This window comes from Mesorhizobium sp. B2-6-4, from assembly GCF_006441495.1.
Lineage (GTDB): Bacteria > Pseudomonadota > Alphaproteobacteria > Rhizobiales > Rhizobiaceae > Mesorhizobium.
On sequence record NZ_VFUE01000009.1, the window covers coordinates 184718 to 201368 of the forward strand.

At 64.0% G+C, this 16651-nt stretch carries 14 protein-coding genes; 3 read left to right on the top strand and 11 right to left on the bottom strand.

Features of this window, described 5'->3' with window-relative positions; translation table 11 throughout:
• Positions 1–25 precede the first annotated feature (25 nt).
• From FJ426_RS14655 to hisS, 5 genes are all read right to left on the bottom strand, one after another.
• Positions 26–841, bottom strand: a complete 816-nt coding sequence (locus tag FJ426_RS14655; RefSeq protein WP_224655866.1) for a DUF427 domain-containing protein — start codon at positions 839–841, stop codon at positions 26–28.
• A gap of 432 nt (positions 842–1273) precedes the next feature.
• Entirely contained in the window at positions 1274–3046 is a 1773-nt protein-coding gene (locus FJ426_RS14660) for an AMP-binding protein (RefSeq protein ID WP_140560411.1), read from the bottom strand.
• A gap of 276 nt (positions 3047–3322) precedes the next feature.
• Positions 3323–4021, bottom strand: coding sequence for an ATP phosphoribosyltransferase (hisG, locus tag FJ426_RS14665; protein ID WP_140560410.1), 699 nt, complete (start codon positions 4019–4021; stop codon positions 3323–3325).
• Positions 4018–5139, bottom strand: coding sequence for an ATP phosphoribosyltransferase regulatory subunit (locus FJ426_RS14670; RefSeq protein WP_140560501.1), 1122 nt, complete (start codon positions 5137–5139; stop codon positions 4018–4020). Before FJ426_RS14670 ends, hisG begins: the two co-directional genes overlap by 4 nt.
• Positions 5140–5317: 178 nt before the next feature.
• Complete coding sequence (hisS, locus tag FJ426_RS14675) at positions 5318–6823, bottom strand: histidine--tRNA ligase (RefSeq protein WP_140560409.1); 1506 nt, start codon at positions 6821–6823, stop codon at positions 5318–5320.
• A 249-nt stretch (positions 6824–7072) separates the two neighbouring features.
• Between hisS and FJ426_RS14680 the strand changes: the two genes are divergently transcribed.
• Positions 7073–7318 (top strand): hypothetical protein, encoded by a 246-nt coding sequence (locus tag FJ426_RS14680; protein WP_140560408.1) that lies wholly within the window; start codon positions 7073–7075, stop codon positions 7316–7318.
• Positions 7319–7320: 2 nt separating this feature from the next.
• Here FJ426_RS14680 and FJ426_RS14685 read toward each other — a convergent pair whose 3' ends face one another.
• Positions 7321–7959, bottom strand: a complete 639-nt coding sequence (locus FJ426_RS14685; protein WP_140560407.1) for a DNA-3-methyladenine glycosylase I — start codon at positions 7957–7959, stop codon at positions 7321–7323.
• A 214-nt stretch (positions 7960–8173) separates the two neighbouring features.
• Here FJ426_RS14685 and FJ426_RS14690 point away from each other — a divergent pair, with 214 nt between their 5' ends.
• Entirely contained in the window at positions 8174–8908 is a 735-nt protein-coding gene (locus tag FJ426_RS14690; RefSeq protein ID WP_140560406.1) for a L,D-transpeptidase, read from the top strand.
• 252 nt (positions 8909–9160) lie between these two features.
• Positions 9161–10081 (top strand): bifunctional 5,10-methylenetetrahydrofolate dehydrogenase/5,10-methenyltetrahydrofolate cyclohydrolase, encoded by a 921-nt coding sequence (locus FJ426_RS14695; RefSeq protein WP_140498366.1) that lies wholly within the window; start codon positions 9161–9163, stop codon positions 10079–10081.
• A gap of 13 nt (positions 10082–10094) precedes the next feature.
• Here FJ426_RS14695 and glcF read toward each other — a convergent pair whose 3' ends face one another.
• The 5 genes from glcF to FJ426_RS14725 form a co-directional block, all read right to left on the bottom strand.
• A complete protein-coding gene (gene glcF / locus FJ426_RS14700) occupies positions 10095–11420 on the bottom strand; it encodes a glycolate oxidase subunit GlcF (RefSeq protein WP_140560405.1) in 1326 nt (441 codons plus the stop codon).
• Complete coding sequence (locus FJ426_RS14705; RefSeq protein ID WP_140560404.1) at positions 11420–11998, bottom strand: hypothetical protein; 579 nt, start codon at positions 11996–11998, stop codon at positions 11420–11422. The genes glcF and FJ426_RS14705 overlap by 1 nt, the downstream gene beginning before the upstream one ends.
• Before the next feature lie 58 nt (positions 11999–12056).
• Complete coding sequence (gene glcE / locus FJ426_RS14710; RefSeq protein ID WP_140560403.1) at positions 12057–13262, bottom strand: glycolate oxidase subunit GlcE; 1206 nt, start codon at positions 13260–13262, stop codon at positions 12057–12059.
• Positions 13263–13485: 223 nt separating this feature from the next.
• A complete protein-coding gene (locus FJ426_RS14720) occupies positions 13486–14982 on the bottom strand; it encodes an FAD-linked oxidase C-terminal domain-containing protein (protein WP_140560402.1) in 1497 nt (498 codons plus the stop codon).
• Between the two features lie 160 nt (positions 14983–15142).
• Positions 15143–16465, bottom strand: a complete 1323-nt coding sequence (locus tag FJ426_RS14725; protein WP_140498370.1) for a DUF3422 family protein — start codon at positions 16463–16465, stop codon at positions 15143–15145.
• Positions 16466–16651 lie beyond the last annotated feature (186 nt).

The following is a 16651-nucleotide window of genomic DNA, read 5'->3' on the forward strand; positions in this document are numbered from 1 at the left end:
CGCTCCGTTTAATCGCGACCGGTAGCTAGCCGCCGGCAATCATTTCGGGGCCTCCACCAGGTGCCCGCTCCAACTCGGCCACATCGAGATTTCGATCAGGACCGTGAGGGGCGACCGTCTGGCCAGGCTCGAGATGAAGCTGAACGTCGTCGAGGGAGACCGAAACTATGTCCGGCTCAAACGACACAAGGTTGGAAATGCGGCGGACTTCGGGATAGGCGTCGGTGTAGGACCATGCCGCCTGACGAGCGTCGCCAATAGAATAATAGCTGCAGAGCCCTTTGTAGGGACAGAACGTCTGAAGCTTTACCGCTGTGAGGGAGGACTCGTGGATGTCATCACGAGGGACATACCAGCGTGGAGCGAACCCGGATTCGTACAGGCCCAATGGATGCCTGGTATCCGCAACGACGCGGTCGTTGTAGCGGACCACGAGGTGACGAGAACTCTGTCGAATATCTATGCGATGGTATGGGTCGGCAGCATGACCCAGGATTCGTTCGTCTTCTTCATAGAAGGCATCCATGGCGCGCCATGCGAACGCCAATCGTCCCTGGAGTTCTGTTGCATGGGCAGGGAGGTTCGTGTGTTGCCACGCTCCTCTGGCCGCCACGTGTTGCTCGCCTACCCGGACAGTGTACCATGAAGTAGACCCAAGATCAGGATGTTGGGTGATCTGCTCTGTCCGCTCCAACACATGTGCTGAAATGTCGGACTCCGGAAAATAAGCTACCGGGTAGCGGGCGGGTTCAAACAGTAGGAGAACGTCGTCGCTTTCGGCAACCCAAACCCCGCCAAACAATACGCGCATGCGCCGGCGCAGCCGTTCCACATATAACATTCTCTTGGGCAACGCTTCGGGGACGAGAAACCGACCGATGGCTCCCGTCGAGAGAGGACCTTGTTGCCAAGACAGTCCCACTGCTCAGTTCCCGATATCGCGGCAGAGCCGCAAATAGCTATTTGCAACGTAAGTCCGAGAAATTGGTTCCACCACCGATCGCAAACTTCCAGAGCGGCTCGCGCGCTCGGAAATTCGCACCCACTTCGCGGAAGACGGCTAGGCGACTGCAAGCCGGCTGAGGGACGGCCGTTCGCACGCTATATGGGTCGATCAAATCGGCGCGGCGCAGCAGCAATCGGCCATTCAACCACCCCAGCGATTGTCCACTTTGGCAGGCGCATTGCCTATAACCTGCCAGTCCGCTTTCGGCCCCGAAATGCGACATTCACACTCGTCTCGGCAACCGCACCTTCCCGCCCCGCGCTCCCCTCACGCGGTCTTCTGCGTCACCAGCCCCAGTTCCTCGACCATCGCCTGACGCATCAGGAATTTCTGCGGCTTGCCGGTCACCGTCATCGGCAATTCCGTGCGGAAGCGGATGTGACGCGGGATCTTGTAATGCGCGATCTGGCCGGCGCAGAAGGCCTTGATCTCCTGCTCGGTGGCGATCTGGCCGGGCTTGAGCACAATCCAGGCGCAGAGCTCCTCGCCATATTTGGCGTCGGGAACGCCGAACACCTGCACCTCCCTCACCTTGGGGTGTCGATAGAGGAACTCCTCGACCTCGCGCGGATAGACGTTCTCGCCGCCGCGGATGACCATGTCCTTAACCCGGCCGACGATGTTGCAATAGCCCTCGGCGTCGATGGTGGCGAGGTCGCCCGTATGCATCCAGCCGTCGGCATCAATCGCCTCGCGGGTCTTGTCCTCGTCGTCCCAATAGCCCTTCATCACGGAATAGCCGCGTGTGCAGAGTTCGCCCGGCGCACCGACGGCAACGGTCGCGCCATCGGCATCGATGGCCTTGACCTCGACATGGGGATGAACGCGCCCGACGGTCGAGACGCGTTTTTCCAAGGGGTCGTCGACGCTGCTCTGGAAGGAGACCGGGCTGGTCTCGGTCATGCCGTAGGCGATGGTCACTTCGGACATATGCATCAGCGACACCACCTTCTTCATCACCTCGATCGGGCATGGCGAGCCGGCCATGATGCCGGTGCGCAGGGTGGACAGGTCGAAGACGGCGAAATCGGGATGGTCGAGCAGGCCGACGAACATGGTCGGCACGCCGTAGAGGCCGGTGCAGCGTTCCTGCGCCACGGCGTTCAGCGTGGCGCCGGCATCGAAGCCCTCGCCAGGGAACACCATGGTCGCGCCCTTGGTGACGCAGCCCATCGTGCCCATCGACATGCCGAAGCAATGGTAGAGCGGCACGGGAATGCAAAGCCGGTCGTCGACCGTCAACCTGATGGCCGAGGTGACGAAATTGCCGTTGTTGAGGATGTTGTTGTGGGTCAGCGTCGCGCCCTTGGGTGCGCCCGTGGTGCCGCTGGTGAACTGGATGTTGATGGCGTCGTCCGGCTTCAGCCCCTCGGAGATGCGGTCGAGGCTGTCATGCTCGTCGCGCCCCGCCATCGCCAGCACATCGGCGAAATTGAACATGCCGGGCGAGTTCTCCTCGCCCATGCGGATGACGATCCGGAGCGCGGGCAGTTTCTGTGCCCTGAGCTTGCCGGGTGTCGCCATCGCGATCTCCGGCGCCAGCGTCTCGATCATGCCGAGATAATCCGAGGTCTTGAAGCTGGCCGCGGTGACCAGAGCCTTGCAGCCGACCTTGTTCAGCGCATAGTCCAGCTCGGTGAGCCGGTAGGCGGGGTTAATGTTGACCAGGATCAGGCCGATGCGGGCGGTGGCGAATTGCGTCACCAGCCATTCCCAGCGGTTGGGTGACCAGATGCCGACGCGATCGCCCTTTTCGAGCCCCAGCGCCAGGAAACCGGCGGCCAGCGCATCCACCGTGTCGGAAAGCTCGCTCCAGGTGAAGCGCTTATCCTGGCCGACGAAGACGGCGGCATCGAGCGTGCCGTATTTGCCGGCCGTGTCGGAGAACAGTGCGGGAATGGTCTTGTCGAGCAGCGGCACGCCACGCTCGCCCGAGACATGCGCCCTGCCGTCGACGGGCGCGACAAAGACGCTGCCGGCGTACGCGCCGCGTCCGCGCAGATTGGTGGCGTTCTTCAGCTCGTCGAGATTGACCGGCATCGCTCTCTCCTCCCAGGACATCCGAGCCTATCAGCCTGCCGCGATGGTGGAAATCCCGCCGAAGGTAGGGCCAAGGCTTCGAAGACGGGCCGCACCGCCTTCCACGGTCATAAGAATGGCAGGGTCGTGAGAATGGCGCAGAAACGAAAAACCCGCCTCGAAGGGCGGGGGCACAAATCATCACCATAGCGATATTTGTAGCATAGTGGCCGGCACAAAGCAAGAACAAAATTGTCCGCCGCTAGGCACGACGATCGCCGAGGCATGCTGGACAGGCTATCCCTTCACCGAGGCCATGCTGGCCGCTATGTCGCGCAGCATCGCCTCGTCGGCCGTGGAACGCGTCTTTCGCGACGCGACGAGACACGCTTGCGACCGCAGCACGACGCCGTCGGCCAGCACCTTGAGATGGTTGGCGCGCAGCGTCGAGCCGGTGGTGGTGATGTCGACGATGACATCGGCAAGGCCGGCCGCCGGCGCGCCTTCGGTGGCGCCCAGGCTCTCGACGATGCGATAGACCTGGATGCCGTGCTTCTGCGAGAAGAATTGCTGGGTCAGCCGCCAGTATTTGGTGGCGATCCTGAGCCGCCTTCCGTGACGCTGGCGGAAATCGGCGGCGACATCATCGAGGTCGGCCATGGTCTCGACGTCGAGCCAGATGTCGGGCACGGCCACCACGACATCGGCATGGCCGAAGCCGAGACGGGCGACGATTTCGGCGCGCGCCTCCCAGTCGGCGAGGTTCTCGCGCACGAGGTCCTCGCCGGTGATGCCGAGATCGACGGCACCTTGCCCGATCTCGCCCGATATTTCGGAGGCGGACAGAAAAACGACCTCGACATTGTCCATGCCTTCGACGCGGGCGTGATATTTGCGCTCGTCACCGGGCAGGCTGATGGCGAGGCCGGCTTTCGCCAGCACCTCCAGCGCCTGCTCCTTCAACCGGCCCTTGGACGGGATCGCCAGCGTGATCATGGCGCGCGCTCCCGCAATGCCTCGATGCGGTCGAGCCAGACCGAGAAGCCGACGCCGGGGATCGGCGTCTTGGCGCCGAGCAGCGTCAGCAGCCGGTCGTAGCGGCCGCCGCCGGCCAGCGGCCTTTCACCATCTTGCGCCGCGATCTCGAAGACGAGGCCGGTGTAATAATCGAGCGGGCGGCCGAAGGCCGCGTCATAGCGGATCTTTTGCGCCGGCAGGCCATTCGCCTCGACGGCCTTGGCGCGCGCCGCGAACTTTTCCAGCGCGGCTCCCAGCGAAAGCCCGGCGGCACCGGCAAAACTCTCGAGCGCCTGGGCCGCGCCATCGAGCGGCACGTCGATCGCCAGAAAGGTCTTCAGCGCCGCGAAGGCTTCGTTGGACAGCCGCACGCTGCGCAGTTCTGCCTTTTCGATCAGCCGCCGCGCGATATCGGCCGGCGCGCGTCCGGCCGAAGCCGACAGGCCGGCCTGTTCCATGCCGCCGGCTATATGCGCGGAGAGACCGTCCAGATCGCCGTCGAGCACGAGTGCCGCGACCGGGCCGGAGAGCTGGCTGTTGCGCGGCGGATTGGCGAGATCGGCAAGGGCTGCCTCCAGCATCGTCGCCGAGCCGAAGGCGCGGGCGAGCCGCATGCGCCAGCCGCGCGGCAGGCCGAGAGCCGCCAGCACCGCCTCGAAGATGGCCTGGTCGCCGAGCGTGATCGCCAGCGGCTGGCCCGGCAGCGCCAGCGACAGCAGTGCATGCGCGTCGGCCACCGAACGGGCATCGGCAGCGGCCGTGTCGCGGTCGCCGAGATCCTCGATGCCGGCCTGGAAGAACTCGTTGCCGCCTTCGCGGCGCTGGCGGAACACTTCGCCCAGATAGGAGTAGCGACGCGGCGTACCGGCCTGGCTGGCGATATGATCGAGGCAGACGGGAATGGTGAATTCCGGCCGTAGGCAGAGCGTCTGCCCGGTCTCGCTCTCGGTCAGGAAAATGCGGCGGCGCAAATCCTCGCCGGCCATGTCGAGGAAGGGATCGGCCGGCTGCAGCACGGCGACCTCCACCGCATGCGTGTCGCGGGTCGCGAACAGGCCGGCGATGTCGGCCGCGATGGCGGGATAGCGGGAGGTCACAGAGCGCATGGGCGCGAGGCACCCCCCTCTGTCCTGCCGGACATCTCCCCCGCAAGGGGGGAGATCGGCAGCTTCGAGCGCAGCGCCTTTTCTGCCACGACGGAGATTGGCGAAAGCATACGCGACATCCAATCTCCCCCCTTGCGGGGGAGATGGCCGGCAGGCCAGAGGGGGGTGCTCAAGCGCCACCCTTCGCGCGGTCGGCTGCCTGCGCCGCCAGGATCTTCTTCACCTGCGCCACCAGCTCGCTTTCCGCCACCGTGACCTGTGCCGGGCGGGCGGCGCGCCATTCGGCATTATCCGTGATCTCGGCCGACAGGCGCGCGCCTTCGATCAGGTCCTTGATCTGCAATTCGCCCTTGGCGCGCTCGTCGCCGCCCTGGATGATCGCGACCGGACAGCCGCGACGGTCGGCATATTTGAGCTGCGCCTTCATGCCTGCGCCGCCGAGATACATTTCCGAGCGGATGCCTGCGGCGCGCAGTTCGCTGACCATCTTCTGGTAGCGGCCGAGGCTTTCGGTGTCCCTGTCCATGACCAGCACGACGACCGGCGCAATCACGTCGGTGCTGTCGAGCTTGCCGAGGTTCTTCAGCGCCGTCATCAGCCTGGAAACGCCGATGGAAAAACCGGTCGCCGGCACCGGCTCGCCGCGGAAGCGCGACACCAGCCCGTCATAGCGCCCGCCGCCGCCGACCGAACCGAAGCGCACGATCTGGCCATCCTCGTTGGGAATCTCGGCCAGGAGCTCGGCCTCGAAGACCGGGCCGGTGTAATATTCGAGACCACGCACGACGGAGCGGTCCATGGCGACGCGATCTTCGCCGTATCCCGCCGCCCTGACCAGGGCCTCGATGGTCGCGAGTTCGCCAACGCCCTCCTGGTAGACGGCGTTCGCACCGACGCTGGCATCCTGGCCGGCCTGCGCGTTTCGCGCCGTCGCCAGAAGAACCGCCTCGGCTTGCGTATCATTCAGCCCGGCGCCTTTGGCGAAGTCGCCCTCGCCTTCCTTGCCGCCGTCCCAGCGCCCTGGTCCCAAGAGAAGCCGCACGCCTTCCGGCCCGAGCTTGTCGAGCTTGTCGATCGCCCGCAGCACGGTCAGCCGACGACTCGTATTCCCTTCACCTCCGAGGCCGATCGCCTCGAGCACGCCGTCCAGCACCTTGCGGTTGTTGACGCGGATGACGTAGTCGCCGCGCTTGATACCGAGCGCTTCCATCACATCGGCCATCATCATCGCCATCTCGGCGTCGGCCGCGACGCCCGGCGTGCCGATCGTGTCGGCGTCGAACTGCATGAACTGGCGGAAGCGGCCGGGACCGGGCTTCTCGTTGCGGAACACCCAGCCGGAACGGTAGCTGCGATAGGGTTTTGGCAGGCGCTCGAAATTCTCGGCGACGAAACGCGCCGTCGGCGCGGTCAGGTCGTAGCGCAGCGACAGCCACTGGTCGTCGTCGTCCTGGAAGGAGAACACGCCTTCGTTCGGCCGGTCCTGGTCGGGCAGGAATTTTCCGAGCGCATCGGTGTATTCGATCAGGGGCTGGTCGGCGGGCTCGAAACCGTAGAGTTCGTAGACCGAGCGGATCGTCGCCATCATCTTCTCGACGGCGCGGATATCTTCGGCGCTGCGGTCGGCAAAACCGCGCGGCAGCCGCGCTTTCGTCTTTTCCGATTTGTCGGCCATGGATTCGCCCGGTGTTTCGTGTTGCTGAAAACTCAACAGCGTTGCGATTTTCGCAACGGGCGTGTCCTAACCGAACAGGTCCTACCGGGCAAGGCCGGCGGCAGGCGCTGTCTCCATGCATGCGAGAAGGCACGCGGGCGTTCGCCGAAACAAAAACGCACCGAAAATGAAACAATCCCGCCATCGGCGCGGCATCGTGCCGACATAATCGAGGCCGATACAGCGCACCGCAATGGAGGGGTTCGGGACATGATGAGCGCGGTGGAATTTCACGACAACAGGGATGCGGGCGACATGCCGGCACGCCTGCGCGCCGCAGATGTCCATGCTCCCAGCATGATCGGCCAGCCGGCCGGACCGTTCGAGGTACACGCCGATACCGGACCTTCCCTGCGCGACGCATTGGTGACCGGCCTGCTGGTGATCTATCCAACCGTCGCCACCGTGGTCGCGATCGTCGCCGGCCTGTTCCTGGGTAGTGCCAACGGCGCCTGAGGCTATTTCGGCCGTTTGAAAGCCTTCCGCTCCTTCTCGACCTCCTTGCGGCACACACACCCCTGGAGATGATCGTTGACCAGACCCATCGCCTGCATGAAGGCGTAGACCGTGGTCGGGCCGACGAAGGTCCAGCCGCGCTTCTTCAGATCCTTGGAAATGCGGATCGAGACCGCCGTGGTCGGATTGGCGCGCAGATGGGCGAGGTCGACGACCTGCGGCCGTTCCTCCCTGCCGGGTTCGAACTTCCAGAACCAGGCAGCGAGCGAGCCGAATTCATCGGCCATTTCGCGGGCGCGTTTGGCGTTGTTGATGGTCGAGACGATCTTGCCGCGATGGCGGATGATGCCGGCATCGCCGAGCAGGCGCTCGACGTCCTTGTCGGTGAAGGCGGCGACCTTGTCGAAATCGAATCCGGCGAAAGCGGCGCGAAAATTCTCGCGCTTGCGCAGGATGGTCAGCCAGGACAGGCCCGACTGGAAGCCTTCGAGACAGATCTTCTCGAACAGCCGGCGGTCGTCCGCCACCGGGCGGCCCCATTCATGGTCATGATAATGCAGGTAGTCGGGCAGATTGCCGTGCCAGAAGCAGCGCGCGACACCGTCGGGTCCGGCGAGAAGGCCGGTTTTTTCCTTGTCCATGGCGAGAATTCCATTCGTTAACGCGCTGGTTGCGCTGCTTTACCTTGGCTTTACCAGATTCCTGAACGCGGCGGTAACCACACCGAAAGGTTTACCGACAGTTCCGCATTTTACACATTCCGATTCATGTTTCGGTTGCTGTTCCCGCGCCAATGATCGCTGAACCGGGAGGTCGTTTCCACCCGGTTTGTCAGACGATCAAGGTGCTTTCCCGATGAAGAGAGTTTTGTTTCCCGTGCTCGGCGCCGTGGCTGCGTTTGCCGCAGGCGTCACACCTTCCACGGCCGGAGACCGCTATGCCGACAGACCGCCGGTGATGGTGAGCCCCGACCTTTCGGCCCCCTGGGTGCTGCAGCTTGGCCAAGCGCCGGGGATCGTGCGGCAGAACCGGCAGGTCGCGCAGCAGCCGCGCCCGCGTTATGCGCAGCCCGACCGCGTGCAGACGGCAGCCGTGCCGGCCCCGGCCAAGCGCATGGTCGCGCGCCCGCAGATCAATCCGATCTACCTGCCGCAGGAAGTCGCCTATGACGGCTCCCAGAAGCCGGGCACCATCGTCATCGATACGACCCAGAACTTCCTCTATCTGGTCGAAAAGAACGGCAAGGCGCGGCGCTATGGCGTCGGCACCGGCAAGCCGGGCTTCGAATGGTCGGGCACGCACAAGATCACCAACAAGCGGGTCTGGCCGGACTGGCGCCCGCCGGCCGCGATGATCAAGCGCGAGGCCGCCAAGGGGCGCTACCTGCCAACCTACCTGGCCGGCGGCATGGAGAACCCGCTCGGTGCGCGCGCGCTCTATCTCGGCAGTACGGAATATCGCATCCACGGCACCAACCAGCCCTGGACCATCGGCGGCGCCGTGTCGTCGGGCTGCATCCGCATGCGCAACGAGGATGTCGTCGACCTTTATGAACGGGTCGATGTCGGAACCACTGTCGAGGTGATATAATAGTTGCTGCGAATCACCCGATCCGGAAGCGCAGCGCTTCCCGGGATCGGAAGGAATAACGGGGGACGGGCCGTATGGGGATGCGGCCGGTCAGAAAGGGCGGCACGGGAAACCGTGCTGCCCTTTCCGTTTCGGACGAAGCACTGCCGCGCCCGCACGTCGCGCAAAAGGCATGACGGTTCGCATTCGTGCTGCCATTGCCGCTGTTCTTTTGCTATGGCAAGGCAACGCTTACGCCAGAAGAGTCCGATCATGTCACTGTCCGACGACAGCCGCTATCTCAAGGGCGGCCCGGTTGCCCGGCGCATCATCGCCGCCGTGCGCGAGGATGCGGCGATCGCAAGGGCCGAAGGGTTCCCGCCCAAACTGGTGTCGATCACCGTCGGCGATACGGCGGCGGTGGATGTCTATGTACGAAACCAGCGCGCCAAGGCAGAGCTGGCGGACATCGATTTCGACGAACGGCGCTTTCCCGCCACCATCACCGCGGGCGAACTGGAAGCGGCGATCCACGGCCTGAACGCCGATCCGCGCGTTACCGGCATCATCATCCAGCGGCCGGTGCCGGCACATATCCCGATCAGGACGTTGCAGGCGGCGGTGCATCCGCTGAAGGACGTCGAAGGCATGCATCCGGCCTCGATCGGCAACATCGTCTACAACCAGCTCGATCTGGCGCCCTGCACGGCGGCCGCCTCGGTCGAGTTGCTCAAGGAAACCGGCCTCGACCTCAAGGGCCTGGAAGTGGTGATGGTCGGCCACTCCGAGATCGTCGGCAAGCCGATCGCCTTCCTCTTGATGAGCGAAGGCGCGACGGTCACGGTCTGCCACCACATGACGCGCTCGGTCGCCGCGCACGCGCGCCGCGCCGATGCGCTGTTCGTCGCCGTCGGCAAGCCGCGCCTGATCAAGGCCGACATGGTAAAGCCGGGTGCGGCCGTCATCGACATCGGCATCAATTCCGAGACGCTGCCGGACGGTTCCACCCGTATCGTCGGCGACGTCGACACCGACAGCGTGAAGGACGTGGCCTCCTGGATCACTCCGGTGCCGGGCGGCGTCGGTCCGATCACCGTTGCGATCCTGCTGCGCAACACGATGGTGGCGCTCAGCCGCCAGCGCGCGCTCTACGAGGCGACCTACGGCACGATCGACAGGCTGGCGGCCGAATAACGCCGGGCGGCCCCTACTCAGCGGCGATCAGGCCGGGTTCCGCGACACCTTCCGGCCTCGGCCCGCCATAGGCCCAGTCGAGCAGCTTGATCGTATGCACCACCGGCAGCTTCGCGGCAGACGCGATCTGCGTTATGCAGCCGATATTGCCGGTGGCGACGACCGAAGCGCCGGTAGCCTCGATGTTTTTCACCTTGCGGTCGCGCAGCCTGGCCGAAATATCCGGCTGCAGAATGTTGTATGTGCCGGCCGAACCGCAGCACAAATGCCCTTCGCGCGGCTCGCGCACGATGAAACCGGCTTTGGCCAGCAATTCCCTAGGCTGGCGGGTGATCTTCTGGCCGTGCTGCATCGAGCAGGCCGAATGATAGGCGACGACCGTGCCCGGCTTGCGCACCGGTTCGGGCAGGTCGATGGCGGTCAGGTATTCGGTAATGTCCTTGGCCAGCGCGGAGACACGTGCAGCCTTTTCGGCGTAGGCCGGATCGAGCCGCAGCATGAAACCGTAATCCTTGATGGTGGTGCCGCAGCCCGACGCCGTGATGATGATGGCATCGATCCCGCCTTGTTCGATGGCGTGGGTCCAGGCATCGACATTTTGCCTTGCCGAAGCAAGGGCGGCTTGCTCGCGGCCCATGTGATGGACGAGCGCGCCGCAACAGCCCTCGCCCGGCGGCACCACGACCTCGACGCCAAGCCGCGTCAGCAGTGAAATGGTCGTGTCGTTGATGGCGGGATCGAGCACCGATTGCGCGCAACCGGTGAGGATGGCGACGCGGCCCCTCTTCGCCCCCCGCCCGGTATGGGTGCCCGGCGAAGCCATCGGCGATGCTCCCGGGATCGATTCCGGCGCGAGCTTGAGCATTGCGCCAAGCGGCTTCAATGCCGGGATCTTCTCGAACAGGCCGATGAACGGCTTGCCCAGTTTCGCCAATTTGAGCGCGGCGCGAAAACGCCGGGGATAGGGCAGGACGAAGGCCAGCATGGCGCGGGTCAGGCGATCGAGCAGCGGCCGCCTATAGGTCTGCTGGATATGGGCGCGGGCATGGTCGACCAGATGCATGTAATTGACGCCAGACGGGCAGGTGGTCATGCAGGCGAGGCAGGACAGGCAGCGATCGATATGGGTGACGATCTCCTTGTCGGCGGGGCGACCGTTTTCCAGCATGTCCTTGATCAGGTAGATGCGCCCGCGCGGTGAATCGAGTTCGTTGCCCAGCGTCACATAGGTCGGGCAGGTAGCGGTGCAGAAACCGCAATGCACGCATTTGCGCAGAATCTTTTCCGACTCGGCAACATGCGGGTCGGCAAGCTGTGCGGGCGAGAAATTGGTCTGCATCAGGACCTCGACCGGTCAAATTTCCAAATATGAGACCGCCAGAGGCTCAAGCGATCAGCCTCTCGAAGCTCTTTTTCGGCACGGTCACTGGGGTCCATTGCAAAATACGCTCTTCGAGGATTACCCTGCGAATGTTCAATCTCGAGCTCAAACGCGTTCCCTAGAACGACACTTTCCGGGAGATAGCTCCTGTCCTGTGATATGAAGCTATCGGCATCCGTTGAACTAAAATCGACATAGACGCTTTCCCCGGGATTGAGTGCAAAAGGCAATTCCAACGATGTTTCCCGTTTCTCCCAAAGATAGCTCGTCTTAAAAGCTTCAAACCCCCGCGCAGTAAAAATCACAACATATCCTTCATTGGATAATTCACAAATTCCAATCATTATATTATGCACCTCTGTCTTATTTACCGATCTATTACTTATCTTAAATTCTACATGCTCTTCCTCAGCAGCATAGGACCTAGATATCGCAATCTCTAAATATCTTCTTGATCTCTGGAAATTACCTATCTGAATGAAAGCCAAAATAGTGGAAAGCAAAGCTCCATAGATAGCTAAAAGCACCGCGATCATTCTGCCTCCAATGCCGGTATTGCCGGCCCCCCCCTACATCGTGCTGCATCTTAAAGCCCTAGGCCATGCGGCCGGGATTGAGGATGTTCTTGGGGTCGAATTCCTGCTTCAGCCGCTGGCTGAGCGCCGCCAGCGCCGGAGCCTGCGGCTCGAACACCGGCAGGGCGGCGCGGTGCGAAGGAGCCGCGCGCACCAATGTCGCATGGCCCCCGCTATGTTTTCTCAGAAGTCCGCGCAGCAGCGTCGCTTCCGGGTCACCCTCCTCCATGCGCAGCCACACCAGTCCGCCCTGCCAGTCATAGAAGGCGCTGACGGCGGCCTGCATGCGCAGCGTCAAAACCATCTGGTGCGCCTGGGCAGGCGCCATCGAAACACGCCAGACCGGTTTGTCGCTGTTGTCCGCGAAAGGCCTGCAATCGCGCACGTCACGCCACAGGGCAGCCGACGCTTCGCTGGAAATCTCCTCCAGTGGTCCGGCATTTCCGAGCAACGTCTTCAGCGCGGCGATGCGATAGACGACGGAGGGGCCAAAACCTTCCACCCGCAGCAGCGTGGCCGCATCATTGCCGAGCACGCCTGCGGCAACCCGTGCGGCAATCCGCTCCGGCAGGTGCGCGGCGCTCGATACTTCCGCGCTGGAGCCGAGCGCCAGCGCCATCGCCGCGGCGGCCGCATCGTCGAGCAGGCCGCGGACAGCGAGCGTGACCTCGGTCTCGGCCGATGGCAGCACCTTGAAGGTGACGTCGGTGAACACCGCCAGCGTGCCCCAGCTGTTGGCCATTAGCTTGGACAAATCGTACCCGGTGACGTTCTTGACCACGCGGCCGCCGGATTTGAATGCCTCGCCGCGGCCGGACACCACGTTGATGCCCAGGATATGGTCGCGCGCCGCCCCCGCCTTCAGCCGGCGCGGGCCGGAGAGGTTCGCTGCAAGCGCACCACCAAGCGTGCCCTTGCCCGGCTCGCCGCCGAGCAGCGGGCCGTAATCCATCGGCTCGAAAGCGAGTTGCTGGCCGTTTTGCGCCAGCAGCGTCTCGATTTCAGCCAGCGGCGTGCCGGCCTTTGCCGACAGCACCAGTTCGGCTGGTTCATAGAGCGTGACCCCGGCGAGCCTCGACAGGTCGAGCGTGTGCTCGGTCTGCAGCGGACGGCCGATGCCGCGCTTGGAGCCATGGCCGAGGATTTCGAGTGGCGAGCCTTCCGCCGCCGCCCAGGCGACGGTGGAGAGGACTTCGGAAGGGGTGGTGGGAGTGAAGGTGGTCATGGCGCCGATGCGCCATATGCAAATGCGGAAAAGCCGCGTTCCTTCGCGCCCCCCTCTGTCCTGCCGGACATCTCCCCCTCAAGGGGGGAGATTGGATGCCGCGCCGGGTTTCGCCAATCTCCAGCGTTGGCGGAAGGGCGAAGCGACGAAGCTGCCAATCTCCCCCCGTGAGGGGGAGATGTCCGGCAGGACAGAGGGGGGCGTTCAGGCGCTGACATAACCCTCAAAACCTCGGAATGTCCGGAAACGCTAACTCTCCGCGATGCACATGCATGCGCCCCAGCTCCGCGCAGCGGCGCAGTTGCGGGAACACCTTTCCCGGGTTGAGCAGATGATTGGGATCGAAGGCGCATTTGACCCGCATCTGCTGGTCGAGGTCGATCTGGTTGAACATTTCCGGCATCAGGTCGCGTTTCTCGACGCCTACCCCATGCTCGCCGGTCAAGACGCCGCCGACCTTGACGCACAGCCGCAATATGTCGGCGCCGAAACTCTCGGCCTTGTCGAGTTCGCCCGGCACGTTGGCGTCATAGAGGATCAGCGGGTGCAGATTGCCGTCGCCGGCATGGAAGACATTGGCGACGCCGAGCCCGTATTTTTCGGAGAGCTCGCGCATGCCGGCCAGCACGCGCGGCAGTTCCTTGCGCGGGATGGTGCCGTCCATGCAATAATAGTCGGGCGAGATACGGCCGACCGCGGGGAAGGCTGCCTTGCGCCCTGCCCAGAAGCTCAGCCGCTCCTGCTCCGACTGCGAAATGCGGCAGGTGGTCGAACCGTTGCGGATGGCGATCGCCTCGACCGCGGTGATGAGATGATCGACCTCGACGCCCGGCCCGTCGAGCTCGACGATCAGCAGCGCCTCGACATCCAGGGGATATCCGGCATGGACGAAATCCTCCGCCGCGTGGATCGCCGGGCGGTCCATCATCTCCATGCCGCCCGGAATGATGCCGGCGCCGATGATGTCGGCGACGCATTGGCCACCCTGCTCGCTGGTCGGGAAGCCGATCAGCAGCGCACGTGCCGTCTCCGGCTTCTTCAAAATGCGCACGGTGACTTCGGTGACGACGCCCAGCAGGCCTTCGGAGCCGGTCATGACGCCGAGCAGGTCGTAGCCCTCCGCGTCCAGATGCCTGCCGCCGAGCCGCACCACCTCGCCGCTCATCAGCACCATCTCGATGCCGAGCACATTGTTGGCGGTCAGGCCGTATTTGAGGCAGTGCACGCCGCCGGAATTTTCGGCGACATTGCCGCCGATCGAGCAGGCGATCTGGGAAGATGGGTCGGGGGCGTAGTAAAAACCCTCCTGCTCGACGGCGGTGGTGATGCCGAGATTGGTGACGCCCGGCTGGGCGACGACGATGCGATTGGGGAAATCGATCTCGATAATGCGGTTGAAGCGGCTCATGACCAGGAGCACCGCGTCCTCCAGCGGCAGCGCGCCGCCCGACAGCGAGGTGCCGGAGCCGCGCGGCACGACGCGGATGTTGCGGTCATTGCAGTATTTCAGCACGCGCGAAACCTGTGCCACCGTTTCGGGAAGCACCACGACCAATGGCAATTGCCGGTAGGCGGTCAGGCCATCGCTCTCGAAGGCGCGCATTTCGTTGGCCGCGTCGACCACACCCTCGCCCGGCACGATAATGCGCATGTCGGCGACGATCTCGCCGCGCCGGCGCATCGTGGCGTCGTCTGGCTTGGGCATGGCAAGGCCGGACATCGGCAGCCTCATCTCGCGTGACTGGTCAAAATCTTTTACCAGTGAAGGGCGTCGGTTGCAAACCCCGCTTTGACCGAGAGCGGACACGGACGCAACGGACGCCTTCCGTAGCGGCAATCTGCCGCTGGTGCGCTTTATCCTGTGGGAAGTAAAGGCGCGCCTACTCGCCCGGATGTTTCGTCGGCTCGGAATGCATGCGCCGCACCCGCCGCACGCCCCACCAGACCAGCAGGATGGCGAGCGGCACGCACGCCGCCGTGACCACTTCGGGCGCGAAGGCATGGCCGAAGATCGAGGCGCCCTTGGCGACATAGCCGACGAGGCCGACGACATAGTAGGAAACGGCCGCGACCGACAGGCCTTCGACGGTCTGCTGCAGGCGCAGTTGCAACCGGGCGCGATTGTTCATCGAGGCGAGCAGGTCGCGGTTCTGCTTCTCGACCTCGACATCGACCCAGGTGCGCAGCAGCGTGGTGGCGCGCGTCAGCTTGCGCGACAGGTTGGCCTGACGCTCCTCGACCGAACGGCAGGTGCGCATGGCAGGCGCCATGCGCCGCCGCAGGAACCCCGCCCAGGTGTCATATCCCTGTACGGCTTCTTCCTCGAGCGCTTCCAGCCTTTCGCCGACGATGCCGTCATAGGCACGGCTGGCGCCGAAGCGGTAGAGGCTCGACGCCGCGTCGGCTTCCAACTCAGCCGCGAGTTCGGTCAGGTCGGCAAGCAATTTCTGGCTGTCGCGGGTCTCGGCGAGTTTCATCTCCAGCGTGATCTGGGCCAGCCTGTCCTCGATACGGCGGGCGCGACCGGACAAGGCCAGCGCCAACGGCAGGCCGAGCATGGCGAGCGTGCGGTAGGTCTCGATGTCGATCAGCCGCTGCGACAAGGCGCCGGTACTGGCCGGCGTCAGGGCGCGGTCAAGGATCAGCATACGGGTCAGGCCGTCGCCATCCTGGCGGAAATCGGTGACGATTGCTGCATTGCCGCGTTCGACCAGCGAATAGCAGAGGCTGGTCGGATCGAAGCCGGCGATCGACCGCTCGCCCGCCTGCGTCCATTTGCGGATCTCGAGCCGGATGCCTGAAATAACGGTTCCGGGTGGAGAAAATCCGTTGCCGAACGGCGAATCCTCCTGGCCCTTGCCGCCTTCGGCAAGCGGCCCTTCCCACAGATAGGTGGAGAATTCGGTATGCCGCTCCCAGCGCAACGAGCCCTGGCCCCATCTCATGGCGTGATGGCGGGCCTGACGGTCGGGCGCGGCTATGCCGAGCCGGCGCGACAGCTCGGAAAGCACCGAATGATCGACGCCGGCGCCACCCTCGGTCATGAAGGCAAGCTGGATCAGCACACGCGGCTTCTCGACCAGCGGGTGCGGACGGGCATGGACTTCGCCCAGCGCGCCGGGCCGTCCCTCATGCGCCGGAAAGCCGAGCACGCTGCCCTTGGCGCGCGGCTGAAATTCGAGATTGGACGGGTCGTGCGACACGGCTTGTTCCCCGGGTTTCTTTGAACCCTCTTGCAGTTGCGTCCTCTAGAGCCAATAGGCTCCTGACGCAAACAGCAAAGTTTAGCCGAAGACGATATGGGCGCGAGCGGGGAAGCCGACACGCTTCGACCAATTGGATAAATAATTTGACCAATTGGCGACGCTGGCTTTATCTTGCGTGACACC

Bases quoted from the DNA above. Each gene is read 5' to 3' on its own strand.
- FJ426_RS14690 (WP_140560406.1), top strand. From the start codon at position 8,174: ATGAAGAGAGTTTTGTTTCCCGTGCTCGGCGCCGTGGCTGCGTTTGCC.
- FJ426_RS14660 (WP_140560411.1), bottom strand. From the start codon at position 3,046: ATGCCGGTCAATCTCGACGAGCTGAAGAACGCCACCAATCTGCGCGGA.
- hisS (WP_140560409.1), bottom strand. From the start codon at position 6,823: ATGGCCGACAAATCGGAAAAGACGAAAGCGCGGCTGCCGCGCGGTTTT.
- FJ426_RS14685 (WP_140560407.1), bottom strand. From the start codon at position 7,959: ATGGACAAGGAAAAAACCGGCCTTCTCGCCGGACCCGACGGTGTCGCG.
- FJ426_RS14655 (WP_224655866.1), bottom strand. From the start codon at position 841: ATGTTATATGTGGAACGGCTGCGCCGGCGCATGCGCGTATTGTTTGGC.
- FJ426_RS14680 (WP_140560408.1), top strand. From the start codon at position 7,073: ATGATGAGCGCGGTGGAATTTCACGACAACAGGGATGCGGGCGACATG.
- FJ426_RS14720 (WP_140560402.1), bottom strand. From the start codon at position 14,982: ATGTCCGGCCTTGCCATGCCCAAGCCAGACGACGCCACGATGCGCCGG.
- FJ426_RS14695 (WP_140498366.1), top strand. From the start codon at position 9,161: ATGTCACTGTCCGACGACAGCCGCTATCTCAAGGGCGGCCCGGTTGCC.
- FJ426_RS14705 (WP_140560404.1), bottom strand. From the start codon at position 11,998: ATGATCGCGGTGCTTTTAGCTATCTATGGAGCTTTGCTTTCCACTATT.
- glcF (WP_140560405.1), bottom strand. From the start codon at position 11,420: ATGCAGACCAATTTCTCGCCCGCACAGCTTGCCGACCCGCATGTTGCC.
- glcE (WP_140560403.1), bottom strand. From the start codon at position 13,262: ATGACCACCTTCACTCCCACCACCCCTTCCGAAGTCCTCTCCACCGTC.
- hisG (WP_140560410.1), bottom strand. From the start codon at position 4,021: ATGATCACGCTGGCGATCCCGTCCAAGGGCCGGTTGAAGGAGCAGGCG.